Origin of the sequence: Janthinobacterium darwini (genome assembly GCF_051380905.1) — a bacterium.
Taxonomy (GTDB): domain Bacteria; phylum Pseudomonadota; class Gammaproteobacteria; order Burkholderiales; family Burkholderiaceae_D; genus Janthinobacterium.
In genome coordinates this window covers 2,550,164-2,565,284 of sequence record NZ_JBNYXX010000001.1, presented here as the reverse complement: position 1 = coordinate 2,565,284, position 15,121 = coordinate 2,550,164, and the positions used below count along the sequence as shown (strand labels likewise).

The following is a 15,121-nucleotide window of genomic DNA, read 5'->3' as shown; positions in this document are numbered from 1 at the left end:
GAGAGTGCATCATGGCACAACAGGGTAGCGTGACACTTGTCGGCGCGGGGCCAGGCGATCCGGACTTGCTGACGATCAAGGCCGTGAAGGCCATTGCACGGGCCGACGTGGTGCTGATCGACGACCTCGTCAACCCGGCCATCCTCGCGCATGCGGCACCTGGCGTGCGCGTGGTCGAGGTGGGCAAGCGGGGCGGCTGCGCGTCCACGCCGCAAGCCTTCATCGAGCGCCTGATGCTGGCCGAAGCCCGCGCCGGACTGCATGTGGTGCGCTTGAAAGGGGGCGACCCCTATCTGTTCGGGCGCGGCGGCGAAGAGCGCGCCTACCTGCACAGCCACGGCGTGGCCGTCGAGGTCATACCCGGTATCAGCAGCGGCCTGGCCGCGCCATCGGCCATCGGCGTGCCGCTGACGCACCGCAGCTGGAGCCAGGGCGCGATTTTCGTCACGGGCCACGGCAAGGATAGCGCCTCCGAACCGAACTGGGCGGCATTGGCACAAAGCGGCCTGACCCTGGTCATCTACATGGGCGTGGCGCGGGTGGCGGCCATCCAGGCGGGCTTGCTGGCAGGCGGCATGGCGCCGGGCACGCCGGTAGCCGTGGTGCAGTCGGCCAGCTTGCCGGCGCAGCGCCAGTTGCTGAGTACCTTGCACGCCTTGCCGCACGACTTGCTGGCGAGCGGCCTGGGCAGCCCCAGCATCATCGTCGTGGGCGACGTGGTGCGCTGCGCCGATGCCTGGGATGACCACGGCGCCGCTACCTTGCAGGCCGCTGCCGTCTGACCCTAGCGGATCGGCAGTGCCACTGGGCGGATGGGTGCCGCGTCGCCGCCGCGAAATTTCAGCGAGGCGCCGATGAAGGCAAACTGGTAGACCTTGTCGCGCGACAGCGCTTCCAGGTCGACCAGTTCCATGATGGGCGTGCCCTGCTGCGCCAGCAAATAGGTGTGCACGGGCAGGTAATTGCCCGCCACTTCGGAGGGGAACGCTTCGAAACTGAGGTTGTCCGCCCCCACCACCATGGCGCCGCCATCTTCCACGAGGAATTTCGCCGCATCGAGCGACAGGCCGGGGGGATTCGCCATGTACGCTTGCGCCTGCTCATAGTGCTGCATGCGGCCCGTGCGTATCAGCACCACGTCGCCCTTTTCCAGCGTGACCTTCTGATGCGCCAGCGCCGCGCGCAGGTCCTGCCGCGTCACCCGGTAATTGTCGGGCAGTTGTTGCAATCCCTTGGCCACGGCCACGTCGATCAGCACACCGCGTGCGACGATGGGCGGCAGCTTTTCAGCGCCTGTCACCGTCCAGCCCCGGTCACCCAGGTATTGCGCTTCCGTAAAACCATTCCAGATCTTGCCGTTCAGGCCGAAGTGGTTGAGCGCGTCGATATGCGTGCCCATGTGCGCATACATGGACACGGCCGAGCCCGTGTAACTGACGTGGCGGTTCATCTGTTCGCCCACTCGCATCGAGTCGGCCACCACATTGCCTTTCGGCGTGTGCGTCATCCACATCTGGTAGGGTGGATCGCCGGCCGCCTGCCAGCTGGGCATGCCGATATGGAAATCGACGGCCAGGTCATAGCTCTTGCCGCCATCGATGCGCGCCAGGATGGCGGTGCGCGAGGCCGGCGTCATCAGGTTCAGGCGGCCGATTTCGTCTTTCGGCCCCCAGGGGCTGATGCCCACTTCAGGCAGGGCGGCGGTGGCCGGCGTTGCCTGTGCTGTGCCGGCCAGGAGGGCCAGCAGCAGGGGCACGGTTGTTAACGGGGAAGGGACGGTGAACATGGGGTGCTCCTTGTGTCAGGTGAAGAAAGAAGCCAGCATCATATTGTTTTTCATTTGCATGATAATCAGCGATAAAATAATAAGATATTCAACTGCAAGGAAAGAATGATGGATGTCCTCGCGCACATGCGCGTGTTTCGCAAGGTGGTCGAGCGTGACAGCTTCAGCAAGGCGGCGCTGGACCTGAGCCAGTCGGCGGCGGCCATCAGCAAGCAAGTGCGCCAGTTGGAGGCGCGCTTGGGCATCGTGCTGCTGGTGCGCACCACGCGGCGCATGAGCTTGTCGGACGGCGGGCGCGCCTACTATGTGGAATGCTGCCGCCTGCTTGACGAGGTCGATGCGCTGGAACTGGCTACGCGCGGCAGCGCTGGCAAGGTGGCGGGGCGGCTGCGCGTGAATGCGCCGCTGTCGTTTGGCTTGAAAGTGCTGTCGCCGCTGCTGCCGGATTTCATGGCCCGCTATCCGGAAGTCAAGCTCGAACTGACGCTGGACGACCGCCTGCGCGATGTGGTGGGCGAGGGCTATGACGTGTCGCTGCGCATCCGCGCCGCGCTGGCCGATTCGTCCTTGGTGGCGCGCCGCCTGGGGGACGTCGAGCAGATGATTTGCGCGGCGCCCGATTACCTGGCGCGGCGCGGCACGCCGCTGCGGGCGCTGGATCTGCATGACCACGATTGCCTGGCCTACCGCCTGGCCGACAGCCCCGGCGTCTGGCAGCTCGATGGCCCGGAAGGGGCGAGCAGCATCGTGCTGCCCGTGCGTTTTTCCGCCGACAGCAGCCTGCTGCTGGCCGACATGCTGGTGGCGGGCATCGGCGTGGGCGCGCTGCCATCGTTCGTCGCCGCGCCGCTGCTGGCCAGCGGCGCCCTGGTGCGCGTGCTGCCGTCGCACGGCATGGCCAGGCGCGGCGTGTATGCCTTGACGCCCGACGGACGCCATGTGCAGGAAAAGGTGCGCGCCTTTTGCGACTTCCTGGCGGGGGTGCTGCAGACGGCATAGGGACGCGGTGTTTTCCAGGGCAACCATCGCGCACGCTTTTTTTCGTCCACAAGCGCGTCGTGCAGGGGCTTTGATAGTATCCTCGTACTTGCTGGGCTGCCTGCACGGCCCATTCGAGGAACCGGAATAAGCGATTGACAATGCACACTTTGAGCAAGGGCGGGGCGGGATCAGGCATCAGGATATGGGCAGGCGGCCTGCTGCTGGCGTTGGCGGTGGGCGGCGCCCTGTACGCTGGCGCGGCGCGCACGGTCAATGACGACGCCGAACAGCGTTTCGACAATCTCACGCATGACGCCCAGCATAGCCTGGCCACGCGGGTGAAAAGCTATGCCGACCTGCTGCGCGGCCTCGAAGCCCTGTTCCGCACCAGCGAGCATCTGACGCGCCGCCAGTTCCACGATTACGTGGCCGGCCTCGATATCGCGCGCCAGTTCCCCGCCATCGAATCGGTCAATTATGCGGTGGCGCTGACGCAGGCACAGCGCGCGGCCTATGTCGCCGAGGTGCGCCGCGACTCCAGCCTGTCGCCGCGCGGCTATCCGGCATTCACCATTCGCCCGCCCGGCGAGCGGCCGGAATACACCGTGCTCACTTACCTGGAGCCCGATTCCCTGCTGCCAGAACGCATGGGCGTCGATATCGGCGCCAACCCGCTGGTGGCGCAGGCCCTGGCGCAGGCGCGCGACAGCGGCGAGCTCAGCGCATCGGGACAGGTGATCATGATCAAGGGCCCGCCCGCGCATGTGGGCCTGGGCATGCGCTTGCCTGTGTACCGCAATGGCATGCCGCAAGGCAGCATGGCCGAGCGCCGCGCCGCTTACCAGGGGTCAGTGGGCATCGGTTTTGGCGTGGCGCAGCTGGTGCACAGCGCGCTCGAACGCAGCGCACTGGAACCGCTGCACCTGACCCTGTACAGCGCGGTCGAACCTCTGCCGGCCCAAGGCGTCCTGCGCATCACGCCGCAGGATCGTCTGCTGTTCAACGATGACGGCGATCTGGCGATACCGCCGCCGCAAGCGGGCAGCGATGCCACTTATTTTGACCAAGTCCTACCCATCGTATATCAGGGGGGGCTGTGGAAAGCCCATTTCCGCGTGCGCAAGGTGGAGATGTACAGCGGCTTTGACCGCTATTTTCCATGGCTGGCGCTGGCCGTCGGTGTGGCCGGCACCCTGCTCATTTACGGCTATATTTTTACCCTGTACCGTTCGCGACGCAACGCGGTGGCGCAGCGCACCCTGCTCGATACGGTACTCGACAGCGTCGACGCCTACGTCTACATGAAGGATGCCGACCTGCGCTACCGCTACGTGAATGCGCGCACGGCGAAGATACTGGGCCGTTCGGCGGAGCAGCTGATAGGTCGTCAGGATGGCGAGTTGATGCTCGGCGATGCGGCGGCGGCCGCACAGCTGACCGAACGCCAGGTGTTCGACAGCGGCACCAAGTTCGTCGGCGAGGAGCGCTTCGTCGATGCGCAGGGGCAGGTGCATCACTTGTGGAGCGTGAAGGTGCCGCTGGGATTGCCCGGTCCCGTCACTGGCCTGATCGGCCTGTCCACCGACGTGACGGAACTGCATCGTCTGAAAGAGCAGGCCGACGCGGCCAGCCAGGCCAAGAGCGACTTCCTGTCGAACATGAGCCATGAAATCCGCACGCCGATGAACAGCATCATCGGCATGGCGCACCTGGCGCTGAAATCCGTGGCTGACGCGCGCCAGCGCGACTATCTGCAAAAAATATTCCATTCGGGCCAGCACTTGCTGGGCCTGATCAACGATATCCTCGATTTTTCCAAGATCGAGGCAGGCAAGCTGGAACTGGAAGTGCTGGACCTCCGGCTCGACACCCTGCTGGCAAACATCGCCAGCCAGCTCGGCGATGCGGCCGCCGTCAAGGGATTGACGCTGCAGTTCGATATCGCACCCGAGCTGCCGCAGCGCTGGCGTGGCGATCTGCTGCGCCTGGAGCAGGTCTTGCTGAACCTGACCAGCAACGCCATCAAGTTTTCGGACAATGGCAGCATCTTCGTGCGCGTGCGCCAGTCCGAGGAGCGCGGCAGCCACGCCATGCTGCGCTTCGAGGTACAGGACCGGGGCATCGGCATGAAGCAGGAAGAGGTGGCCCAGCTGTTCCGATCCTTCCACCAGGCCGACCCGTCGACCACGCGCAAGTATGGCGGCAGCGGCCTGGGGCTGGTGATCAGCAAACAGCTGGTTGAACTCATGGGCGGCAAGGTGGGCGTGTACAGCCAGCCGGGCCTGGGTAGCACCTTCTGGTTCACGGCGCGCCTGGAGAAAAGCGCGCAGGCGGGCGACGAGCGCATCGCCGAGGTGGAGCCCGAAGTATTGGGCGTGATCCGCGGCGCATCCATCCTACTGGTGGAGGATAACGTCTTCAGCCAGCAGGTGGGTTGCGAATTGCTGGAAGATGCCGGCGCCACTGTCTGCGTTGCCTGCAATGGCCGCGAAGCGCTGGAATTGCTGGCACACCAGCGCTACGACTGCGTGCTGATGGACGTGCAAATGCCGGAGATGGACGGCTTCGAGGCGACGCGCCGCATCCGCGCCGACCCCAGGCTCAGCGGCCTCTTGGTGATCGCCATGACGGCCAATGCGGGCAGCGAAGACCGTGCCCGCTGCCTGGCGGCCGGCATGGATGAATTCGTGACCAAGCCGATCGCCCCGAATCTGCTGTTTCACCTGTTGGCGAAATGGTTCCGCCTGCGCGGTGGCATCGGCAGCATCGGTCATGCGCGCGCGGGCGACAGGCTGGCGGCAGTGCCGAAAGCGCCGCGATCGGCCGCATCGCTGGAATTGCGCGATACGGCCATCCTTGACCTGGCCACCCTGGCGCTCACATTCAGCAATGACGCCGTGAAGATGCGCAAATACACCCAGCTGTTTCTCGATACGGCGCGCGACGGCATCGCCGAAATGGAGCAGGCCATGGCGCTGGAAGACCTGGGCCGCCTGGCCGACCTGGGACACCGCAGCAAATCGTCGGCGCTGGCCGTGGGCGCCCATGCTTTCGCCAGCCTGTGCACGTCGATCGAAGGCTTGCGCCTGGGCGGCGACCTGCCGCAGGCGCGCGCCCTGCTGACGGCGCTGGAGCCGGCTCTGGCGCAGGTGGCAGAACAAATTTCACTGGAATTTGTCGCCAGCGACTCCCCCTGACGCAGGCAGCGGCGATAATATGCCTTTGACGTTTCTGGCCACCCGGCCGGAGACGCGGCAACCCATCGGATCAGCATGCATACTCCCGTCACACCCGGCCTCCTCATCCTGCATGGCAACCAGCTGGAACAGCTGCGCGCCGCCGTCTTCCAGTGGCTGCGCCAGCATCCGCTGGCGCCCCTGGAAACGGATATCTTCCTGGTGCAGTCGAACGGCGTGGCCGAGTGGCTGAAGATCGCCCTGGCGGAGGAGATGGGAGTCTGCGCCGCCACGCGCATCGCGCTGCCGGCGCGCTTGCTGTGGGAAAGCTACCGTGGCATGTTGGGGCGCGAGCGCGTCCCGCGCGTGTCGCCATTCGATAAATCCCCGCTGACCTGGCGTTTGATGCGCCTGTTGCCCTCCCTGCTGCCCGACCCGGTGTTTGCGCCGCTGCGCTACTTCCTTGCCGATGGCGATTGCGAACGCCGGCTGCAGCTGGCCGAGCGCCTGGCCGACTTGTTCGACCAGTACCAGGTGTACCGCGCCGACTGGCTGGCTGATTGGGCGGGCGGACGCGACCAGTTGCGCACGGCGCGCGGCGAATCTATCCCATTGAAGGAAGACCAGCGCTGGCAGGCGCAGTTGTGGCGTGCCGTGTCGGCTGACGTCGAGGCCTTCGAGCGCGACACGGGCCGCGCCGACATTCACGACGCCTTCCTGGCGGCGATCGCCGCCGGCGAGCCGCCTGCCGGCAAGCTGCCGCGCCGGGTGGTGCTGTTTGGCGTGTCGGCCTTGCCGTACCAGACCTTGCAGGCGCTGGCCGCGCTGGCGCGCCACACGCAGGTGGTGCTGGCCGTGCCCAACCCGTGCCAGTTCTACTGGGGCGACATCATCGACGGGCGCGACTTGCTGCGCGCGGAAAACAAGCGCCAGCGGCAGCGCAACGGCACCGATCTGGCGCAAATTCCGCTCGAAGCGCTGCATGCGCACAGCCATCCGTTGCTGGCCAGCTGGGGCAGGCAAGGGCGCGATTTCATCCGCATGCTCGACGAATTCGACGAACATGCGCAAGCCGAGGGGCGCGACGACAGCCTGCGCATCGACCTGTTTGGCGAGGAAACGGGCGAGACTCTGCTGCAGCAGGTGCAGGTGGCCATCCGCGAACTGCGCCCGCTGGCCGAGCACGAGCAAACGCCGCCCGACGCCGGCGACCGCTCAATCGAATTTCACGTGGCGCACAGCGTGCAGCGCGAAGTGGAAGTGCTGCACGACCAGCTGCTGGCCATGTTTGCGCACAGCGCCGAGACGGGCTTGCGTCCGCGCGACGTGGTGGTGATGGTGCCCGATATCGATACCTTCACGGCCGCCATCCACGCCGTTTTCGGCCAATACCGGCGCAATGACGAGCGTTTCATCCCGTTCGAGATCGGCGACGTGAAGGACCGCAGCGTCAACCCGCTGCTCGTCGCGCTCGAGTGGCTGTTGCAACTGCCGCAGCAGCGCTGCCGCCAGAGCGAGGTGCGCGACCTGCTCGACGTGCCCGCGCTGGCGGCCCGTTTCGGCCTGCAGCCGGACGACCTGGCCACCCTGGGCGCCTGGATCGAAGGGGCGGGCGTGCGCTGGGGCCTGGATCAGGCGCACCGCGCCGGCCTCGGTCTGGGCGCGGCCGGAGAACAAAATGCGTGGATCTTCGGCGTGCGGCGCATGCTGCTCGGCTATGCCAGCGGCAGTGGCGCCAGCTTTGGCGGCATCGAACCGTATGCGGAGGTGGGCGGTCTCGATGCGGCGCTGGCCGGATCGCTGGCGCAGCTGGTCGAGGCGCTGCTGCACTGGCGCACCGTGCTGGCCAGCGCCTGCACGCCAGCCGAGTGGGGCGTGCAGGCGCGCGCGCTGCTGGCCGCTTTTTTCGATGCCGACGACGAAGGCGACCGTTTGACCCTGGCGCAGCTGGAAGGCGCCTTGCAGGGCTGGCTGGAAACCTGCGAGCATGCGGGCTTTGTCGAGCAGGTGCCGCTGTCCGTGCTGCGCGTGGCGTGGCTGGGCGCGCTGGACGAGCCGACCCTGAACCACCAGTTTGTCTCCGGCGGGGTAACCTTCTGTACCCTGATGCCGATGCGCGCCGTGCCGTTCCGCGTCGTGTGCCTGCTGGGCATGAACGATGGCGACTTTCCGCGCCGTGCCCAAAAGGCGGATTTCGACTTGCTGGCGCTGCCCGGTATGGCCCGCCCGGGCGACCGCTCGCGCCGCGACGATGACCGCTACCTGATGCTGGAAGCCTTGCTGGCCGCGCGCGACAAACTGTACCTAAGCTGGGTGGGGCGCAATGTGCGCGACAATTCCGAGCAGCCGCCGTCCGTGCTGGTGTCGCAGCTGCGCGATTACCTGGCCGCCGGCTGGTCGCTGGACCGGCACCTGGCGTCGCTCACCACCGAGCATGCGCTGCAGCCATTCAGCCGCCGCTACTTCGAGGCGGACGGCCTGCTCACGTATGCGCGCGAATGGCGCGTGGCCCATGCCGATGCCGATACGGTCGATGCGGATGCACAGGCCGCCGTGCTGCCGCTGGGGCCTTACGAGCTCGATCCCGGCACGCGCTTGAAACTGGGCGAGCTGGCCAGCTTCCTGCGCCAGCCCGTCAAATATTTTTTCCGCCGCCGCTTGAGTGTGCACTTTGCCGACGCGGCCATGCTGGGCGAGGATGAAGAGCCGTTTGGCCTGAATGCGCTCGAGCGCTATCTGCTGGAAGACACCATGCTGGACGACGGCGGCGCCGTCGAAGCGCTCGATGACGTGCGCGCGAGCCTGGAAGCGCGCGCAGGGAAACTGGCGCGCGAAGGGGTGCTGCCCATCGGCCTGATCGGCCAGCAAGTACAGGCGCAATTGGTCGAGGCGCTGGTGCCCGTGCGCAGCGCGTGGCTGTCCTTGCGCGCCTCGTTCCCGATGGCGGCCGACAAGCGCGCCATCAACCTGCCGTTTGGCGAGCTGCAGATCGACGACTGGCTCGATAAATTGTGCAGCAACGGGCAGGAAACGGCCTGGCTGATGCAGATTTCCTCTAAGGTGACGGACAAGGGCGGCCAGGCGCGCGGCGACAAGCTGATGCTCATGTGGCTGCGCCAGCTGGCCGCCGCCGCCCTCGGCTTTCCCGTCACCGGCTACCTGGTGGCGCGCGACGCCATCGTCAGCATGGCGCCGCTCGATCCGGCCACGTCGCGCGAAGCCCTGGCCACTTTGCTGGCGCTATGGCGCGAAGGCATGAACCATCCCTTGCCCACGGCATGCAAAACGGGCCTGGCGCTGGTGCAGCAGGGTGACCCGCGCGCCGTGTACGACGGCGGCTTTGACATGTCGGGCGAGCGCGATGAACTGTGCCTGGCGCGCCTGTGGCCCGAGTTTTCCGCGCTGGCCGCCGAGGAGGCATGGGAAGACTGCACACGCGAGCTGTATGGCCCGCTGGCCGACTGGCTGCAGCAACATATTACGATTGACCCGATCACGATGGACCCGATCAGCGCGCCCTATGACGGCGCCGGAGAAGAACAATGACGAGCCATTTGCTCAACCCCCTGGCATTCCCGCTGCACGGCTCACGCCTGATAGAAGCCTCGGCCGGCACCGGTAAAACCTGGACCATCGCTGCGCTGTACGTGCGCCTCGTTCTGGGCCATGGCGACGACGACAGCCGCTTTACCCGTCCGCTGCTGCCGGCCGATATCCTCGTGATGACGTTTACCCGCGCCGCCACGCGCGAATTGTCGAACCGCGTGCGCGAGCGCCTGATCGAGGCGGCCGCTTATTTTCGCAATGAGTTCCGTCACGAGTCCGGCGGCAGCGATCCCTTTCTCGATGCCTTGCTCGAGTCGTATCCGGACGAGAGCGAGCGGCAAAAGGCCGCGCACCGGCTGATGCTGGCCGCCGAGACGATGGATGAAGCGGCCATTTTCACCATCGACGCGTGGTGCCAGCGCATGCTGCGCGAGCATGCGTTCGACAGCGGCAGCCTGTTCGATGAAGAACTGGTGAGCGACGAGCAAGCCCTGTTCGAGGATGCGGCCCATGATTACTGGCGCCAGCAAGTCTATCCCTTGCCGCCGCAGGCGCTCGACGTGCTGCTGGCCTGCTGGCCCGACGTGGGGGCGCTGAAGAAAGGCGCGCGCGATCTGGCGCGCCGCGCGGATATCATGGGTATGGCGGACGAAGAACCGGTATCGGCACTGATCATGCGCGAACAGCGTGCGCTGGCCGCGCAGCTGGCCACCCTGAAGGCTGGCTGGATCGAGCGCGTGGACCGGATGGCCGCGTGGATCAACGACCAGCGCGCCGCCAATCCCAAGTGTTTTAACGGCGTCAAGATGAAGCCGGACAACCTGGCGAAGTGGTTCGACGGCTTGCGGCGCTGGGCGCAAGATCCCCTGTCGCTGCAGCCGGCCATCACGGCCAAGGCGTGGGAGCGCTTGACGCCCTTCGGCATCGAGGATGCGTTTGCCAAGAGTTTCACGGCGCAAGTGCCGGAGTGCTTCGAACATACCGAGGCGCTGGGGATCGCCCTGGCGGCTTTGACGCCGCTGGCGCACAAACTGCACCTGCATGCGGCGGCGGCCATCGCGCGGCGCATGGACCAATTGAAGCGCCAGTCACGCCAGTTCGGCTTTGCCGACATGCTGCAGCGCCTGCATGACGCGCTCGCTGGCGAGAATGGCGCGGCCCTGCGCCAGCGCATCGTCGACCAGTATCCGCTGGCGATGGTCGATGAATTCCAGGACACGGCGCCGGCGCAGTACCAGATTTTTAACCTGCTGTACCGCATCGCCGACAACGATCCGGCCCTGGGGCTGTTCCTGATCGGCGACCCGAAACAGTCGATCTACGGCTTTCGTGGCGCCGATATCCAGAGCTACCTGGCGGCGCGGCGCGCCACCGCTGGGCGCCACTACCAGCTGGGCACCAACTATCGCTCGACGGCGCCCCTGGTGGCGGCTGTCAACCAGCTATTCCTGCATGCCGAGCGCGCCGAAGTGCCGGCCGGCGCTTTTCGCTATCGTAGAAATGGCGACAATCCGCTGCCGTTCGAAGCCGTCGATGCCAAGGGCCGCGCCGAGCACCTGGTGAACGCCGGCGGCCCGCTGCCGGCGCTGCTGGCGGCCTGCGCCAGCGATGAAGGGCTGCGCGGCGAGAGCTACCGCGAGTATTTCGCACAGCATTGCGCGGAGCACATCGTCGCCATGCTGGCCGATGCGCAAGCCGGTTTCGCTGGCCCTGACGGCTTCGTGCGGCTGCAGCCGGCCGATGTCGCCGTTCTCGTGCGCGACCGCAAGGAAGCGGCGGCCATCCGCCGCGCGCTGGCGCGCCGCCGGGTCGCCAGCGTCTACCTTTCCGACAAGGATTCCGTCGTCGACAGCGAGGAGGCGCAAGACGTGCTGCGCTGGCTGGCGGCGCTGGCCAATCCCCTCGACGGGGCGCTGGCGCGCGCCGCGTTTGCCACGCGCACCATCGGCCTGTCGCTGGGAGAGCTGGCGCGCCTGTCCAGCGACGAACTGGAATGGGAGCGCCGGGTCGAGCAACTGAAGGCCTTGCACCTGATCTGGCAGCGCCAGGGCGTGCTGGCCATGCTGCGCCGCTTCATCCACGAACTGCAGCTGCCCGCCATGCTGCTGCAGCAGACGGGCGGCGAGCGGCGCTTGACGAATCTGCTGCACCTGGCCGAACTGCTGCAATCGGCCAGCCGCCAGCTCGATGGCGAACAGGCGCTGATACGCTGGCTTGCCGAGCAGATTGCCGGCGAAGGCGAGGGCGGCGACGAGCGCGTGCTGCGCCTGGAAAGCGATGCTGAGCTGGTGAAGGTCATCACCGTGCACAAATCCAAGGGCCTCGAATACCCGCTGGTCTATTTGCCGTTCGCCGTCACGGCGCGCAAGGTGGATAAGCGCAACCGCAGCTTCTTCGAGTATGCGGGCGAAGACGGCGAGCGCCGCCTCGACCTGTCGCTGTCCGACGAGGCGATGGCAGCGGTCGAAGAGGCGCGCATCGAGGAAGACCTGCGCCTGCTGTACGTGGCCCTGACGCGCGCGCGCCATTTCCTGTGGCTGGGCGTGGCCGCCCAGGCGGCGCGCAAGGCTGGCGAGAATACCTTGCACGAATCGGCGCTTGGCTACCTGCTGACGGGGGGCGACAAGCTGCCGTCCGGGCAACTGCTGCTGCGCTGGCAGCAGGTGGCGGGCGATTGCGACGCCATTTATGTCACTTCGCTGGCGCAGCCCGATGCCTGCACGGTGCTGGACCGCGTCGAGCGGCGCCCCGAGTTGCGGCCCGCGCCCGTGTTCGCGGGCGAATTCGAGCGCGACTGGTCGGTGGGCAGCTTTACGTCGCTGACGCGCCAGATCGGCGCCGTGGCTGCCCCCCACGTGCCGCAGCGGGCATTGGAAGAGACCTTGCTGGAAGACGGCGCCAGCGTGGCGGCCGTATCGCCGCTGCAGGCGGGCGACGCCCCGTGGCACCGCTTCCCGCGCGGTTCCGTACCCGGCAATTTCCTGCACGAGCAGCTGGAATGGATGGGCGGCGAAGGCTTTGATAGCGTCCACGACGACAATTTCAATACGCGCCTGGCCGCGCGATGCGAGCGGGCGGGCTGGGGACACCGCCAGGAAGATGCCATCGCCTGGCTCCGGGAAATCGCCATCACGCCGCTGCCCCTGCTCGACGCGTCGCTGTCGCAGCTCGATAGCACACTGTCCGAGATGGAGTTCTGGTTCCCCAGCGAGCATTTGTCCACCGGCGCGCTCGACCAGTTGTGCACGCGTTTGCTGCTCGATGGCGCGCCGCGCCCCGTGCTGCCTCGGCGCCAGCTGAACGGCATGTTGAAAGGCTTTGCCGACCTGGTCATCGAACGCGATGGGCGCTACTGGGTGCTCGACTACAAGTCGAATGCGCTGGGCGCCAACGATGCCGCCTACCACACGCAAGCGCTGGCGTCCGGCATGGCGCAGCACCGCTACGATATCCAGGGCGCCATCTATATGCTGGCCCTGCACCGGCTGCTGAAAAGCCGGCTCGGTGATGCCTACGATCCTGCCGAGCACCTGGGCGGCGCGATCTTCCTGTTCTTGCGCGGCATCGCGAATGCGGATACGCATGGCTGCTACTGGCTGGCGCCGCAGCTGGAACTGCTGGACGGCCTCGATCAACTGTTAGAAGAAACGGAACACCATGCAGCATAATGAGCAGATGGATGCCTTGCAAATGAATGCCTTGTTCAGCCATGTCGACGGCATCGCCGGGGCGGGTCATCTGCGCCGCCTGAGCGCCGCCTTCGCGCGCTTTATCGCCAGCCTGGACGACCATGCATCGGATGCACCCGCCGTGGCCGTGGCCTGCGTGGTGCTGTCCGAGCTGGAAGGGCGGGGGCACAGCTGTCTGATGCTGTCTGACCTGGCCGGCGAACCGTCGCAACTGCTGGGCTGGAGCGAGGAGCTGTGGCATGGCGTGCTGGCCGTTTCCGGCCCGCTGCCCGCATCGCTCGAGGGCTGGCGTGCGCTGCTGGCCGGCGCGCCGCAGGTGTGGCAAGTGGGTGCGCCAGATGTGCGCCAGCCGCTGGTGCTCGACGGCGACCGCCTGTACCTGCGCCGCTACTGGCGCGACGAGACCCTGGTGGGCGAGAAAATCGCCGTGCGCGCGCAGGATTTGGGCAATCCGCCGCTGGCGCAGGTGCGGCAATGGCTCGATATCCTGTTCGACCAGCCGACGCAGGATGGTGGCCCGGACTGGCAAAAGGTGGCGTGCGCCATCGCCCTGCGCGGCAAGGTGGCCATCATCACGGGTGGCCCCGGAACGGGCAAAACCTATACGGTGGCGAGCCTGTTGACCTTGCTGTTTGCCGTTTCGCCGCAGCCGGAGCAGCTGCGCATCGCGCTGGCCGCACCCACGGGCAAGGCGGCGGCGCGGTTGAAACAGTCGATCGACAAGGCCCTCGAAGGGCTGGCGGCGAAGGCGGGCGATGCGCTGCCCTTGCTGGAACTGGCGCGGCGCATGGGCGCGGCGCGTACCCTGCATAGTTTGCTGGGCGCGCGGCCCGATACGCGCGCCTTTGCCCACCACGCGGGCAATCCGCTCGACGTCGATGTGCTGATCGTCGATGAAGCGTCGATGGTGCACCTGGAAATGATGGCCTCGGTGCTCGATGCCTTGCCGGCGACGGCCATCTTGATACTGCTGGGCGACAAGGACCAGCTGGCATCGGTGGAAGCGGGCGCCGTGCTGGGCGACTTGTGCCACGATGCGCAGGCGGGCGGTTACACGCCGTCTACCATCGCGTATGCGCAGGCGGCCAGCGGCGTCGCCATTCCGCCCGCCTTCGCGGGAGCGGCGGGCGCGCTGGCGCAGCAGACGGTGATGCTGCGCCACAGCCACCGTTTCAGCGGCCCGATTGGCGAACTGGCGCTGGCCGTGAATGGCGGCAGGCCCGATCTCGCCAAGGCCTGCTTCGCTGGCGACAGCGGCGGCCAGCTGGCGTGGACGGTGCCGGCGCAGCAGGAGGACGTACTGCGCCTGGCCTTGCGCGGCAGAGTCGACGCGCCGGGCGGCTACCAGCCTTACCTGGCACTGGTGAATGCCGGTGAAGCGGCGTACGCGCAGCATGACGACTGGGTGCGCGCCGTGCTGCACGCTTTTGAAGCGTTCCGCATCCTGTGCGCCGTGCGCGAAGGCGAGTGGGGCGTGGCGGGCTTGAACACGGCCATCGAGCTGCGCCTGGAAAAGGAAGGTCTGATCCGCCGCAGCGAGTGGTATGTGGGCCGCCCCGTGATGGTCACACGCAACGACTATGGCACGGGCGTGTTCAACGGCGACATCGGCCTGACCTTGCGCGACCCTGCGCGGCCCGGTTCCCTGCGCGTGTATTTTTTGGAAGGCGAGAATGTGCGCAGCGTGCTGGCCACGCGCTTGCGCCATGTGGAAACGGCGTTCGCCATGACGGTGCATAAATCGCAGGGCTCGGAGTTTCGCCACACGGTCCTGGTGCTGCCGCAGGAAGGCGGCGCCATGCTGGCGCGCGAACTGGTCTACACGGGCATCACGCGCGCGCGCGACTTCTTTACCCTTGTCTCGCCCACGCAGGCCGTGCTCTTCGACGCGATCTTGCGGCGCACGCAGCGCGCCAGCGGGCTGCGGGGCTTGATCGGCTGAT

At 66.7% G+C, this 15,121-nt stretch carries 7 protein-coding genes; 6 read left to right on the top strand and 1 reads right to left on the bottom strand.

Going from position 1 to position 15,121, the window contains the following annotated elements; all coding sequences use genetic code 11:
• Nucleotides 1–11 precede the first annotated feature (11 nt).
• Nucleotides 12–782 carry a uroporphyrinogen-III C-methyltransferase gene (cobA, locus tag ACQ4WZ_RS11780; RefSeq protein ID WP_133992224.1) on the top strand — a complete coding sequence of 257 codons (771 nt, stop codon included), beginning with the start codon at nt 12–14 and terminating at the stop codon, nt 780–782.
• Nucleotides 783–784: 2 nt separating this feature from the next.
• Here cobA and ACQ4WZ_RS11775 read toward each other — a convergent pair whose 3' ends face one another.
• The gene (locus ACQ4WZ_RS11775; protein ID WP_436573479.1) at nt 785–1,786 is read right to left on the bottom strand and encodes a cyclase family protein; all 1,002 of its coding nucleotides are present in this window, start codon (nt 1,784–1,786) and stop codon (nt 785–787) included.
• Nucleotides 1,787–1,894: 108 nt separating this feature from the next.
• Between ACQ4WZ_RS11775 and ACQ4WZ_RS11770 the strand changes: the two genes are divergently transcribed.
• The 5 genes from ACQ4WZ_RS11770 to recD all read left to right on the top strand — a co-directional run bounded on the left by ACQ4WZ_RS11770 (nt 1,895) and on the right by recD (nt 15,120).
• The gene (locus ACQ4WZ_RS11770) at nt 1,895–2,785 is read left to right on the top strand and encodes a LysR family transcriptional regulator (protein ID WP_101480784.1); all 891 of its coding nucleotides are present in this window, start codon (nt 1,895–1,897) and stop codon (nt 2,783–2,785) included.
• A 140-nt stretch (nt 2,786–2,925) separates the two neighbouring features.
• Nucleotides 2,926–5,964 (top strand): CHASE domain-containing protein, encoded by a 3,039-nt coding sequence (locus tag ACQ4WZ_RS11765; RefSeq protein WP_436573478.1) that lies wholly within the window; start codon nt 2,926–2,928, stop codon nt 5,962–5,964.
• A 75-nt stretch (nt 5,965–6,039) separates the two neighbouring features.
• A complete protein-coding gene (gene recC / locus ACQ4WZ_RS11760; RefSeq protein WP_436573477.1) occupies nt 6,040–9,489 on the top strand; it encodes an exodeoxyribonuclease V subunit gamma in 3,450 nt (1,149 codons plus the stop codon).
• Nucleotides 9,486–13,157: an exodeoxyribonuclease V subunit beta gene (gene recB, locus ACQ4WZ_RS11755; RefSeq protein WP_436573476.1), complete on the top strand. Its 3,672-nt coding sequence runs from the start codon at nt 9,486–9,488 to the stop codon at nt 13,155–13,157. Before recC ends, recB begins: the two co-directional genes overlap by 4 nt.
• Nucleotides 13,147–15,120, top strand: a complete 1,974-nt coding sequence (recD, locus tag ACQ4WZ_RS11750) for an exodeoxyribonuclease V subunit alpha (protein WP_243858153.1) — start codon at nt 13,147–13,149, stop codon at nt 15,118–15,120. The genes recB and recD overlap by 11 nt, the downstream gene beginning before the upstream one ends.
• Nucleotide 15,121: the final 1 nt, after the last annotated feature.

Excerpts from the sequence above, each read along its gene's own strand:
- recB (WP_436573476.1), top strand. The coding sequence starts at position 9,486 with ATGACGAGCCATTTGCTCAACCCCCTGGCATTCCCGCTGCACGGCTCA.
- recD (WP_243858153.1), top strand. The coding sequence starts at position 13,147 with ATGCAGCATAATGAGCAGATGGATGCCTTGCAAATGAATGCCTTGTTC.
- ACQ4WZ_RS11770 (WP_101480784.1), top strand. The coding sequence starts at position 1,895 with ATGGATGTCCTCGCGCACATGCGCGTGTTTCGCAAGGTGGTCGAGCGT.
- ACQ4WZ_RS11775 (WP_436573479.1), bottom strand. The coding sequence starts at position 1,786 with ATGTTCACCGTCCCTTCCCCGTTAACAACCGTGCCCCTGCTGCTGGCC.
- ACQ4WZ_RS11765 (WP_436573478.1), top strand. The coding sequence starts at position 2,926 with ATGCACACTTTGAGCAAGGGCGGGGCGGGATCAGGCATCAGGATATGG.
- recC (WP_436573477.1), top strand. The coding sequence starts at position 6,040 with ATGCATACTCCCGTCACACCCGGCCTCCTCATCCTGCATGGCAACCAG.
- cobA (WP_133992224.1), top strand. The coding sequence starts at position 12 with ATGGCACAACAGGGTAGCGTGACACTTGTCGGCGCGGGGCCAGGCGAT.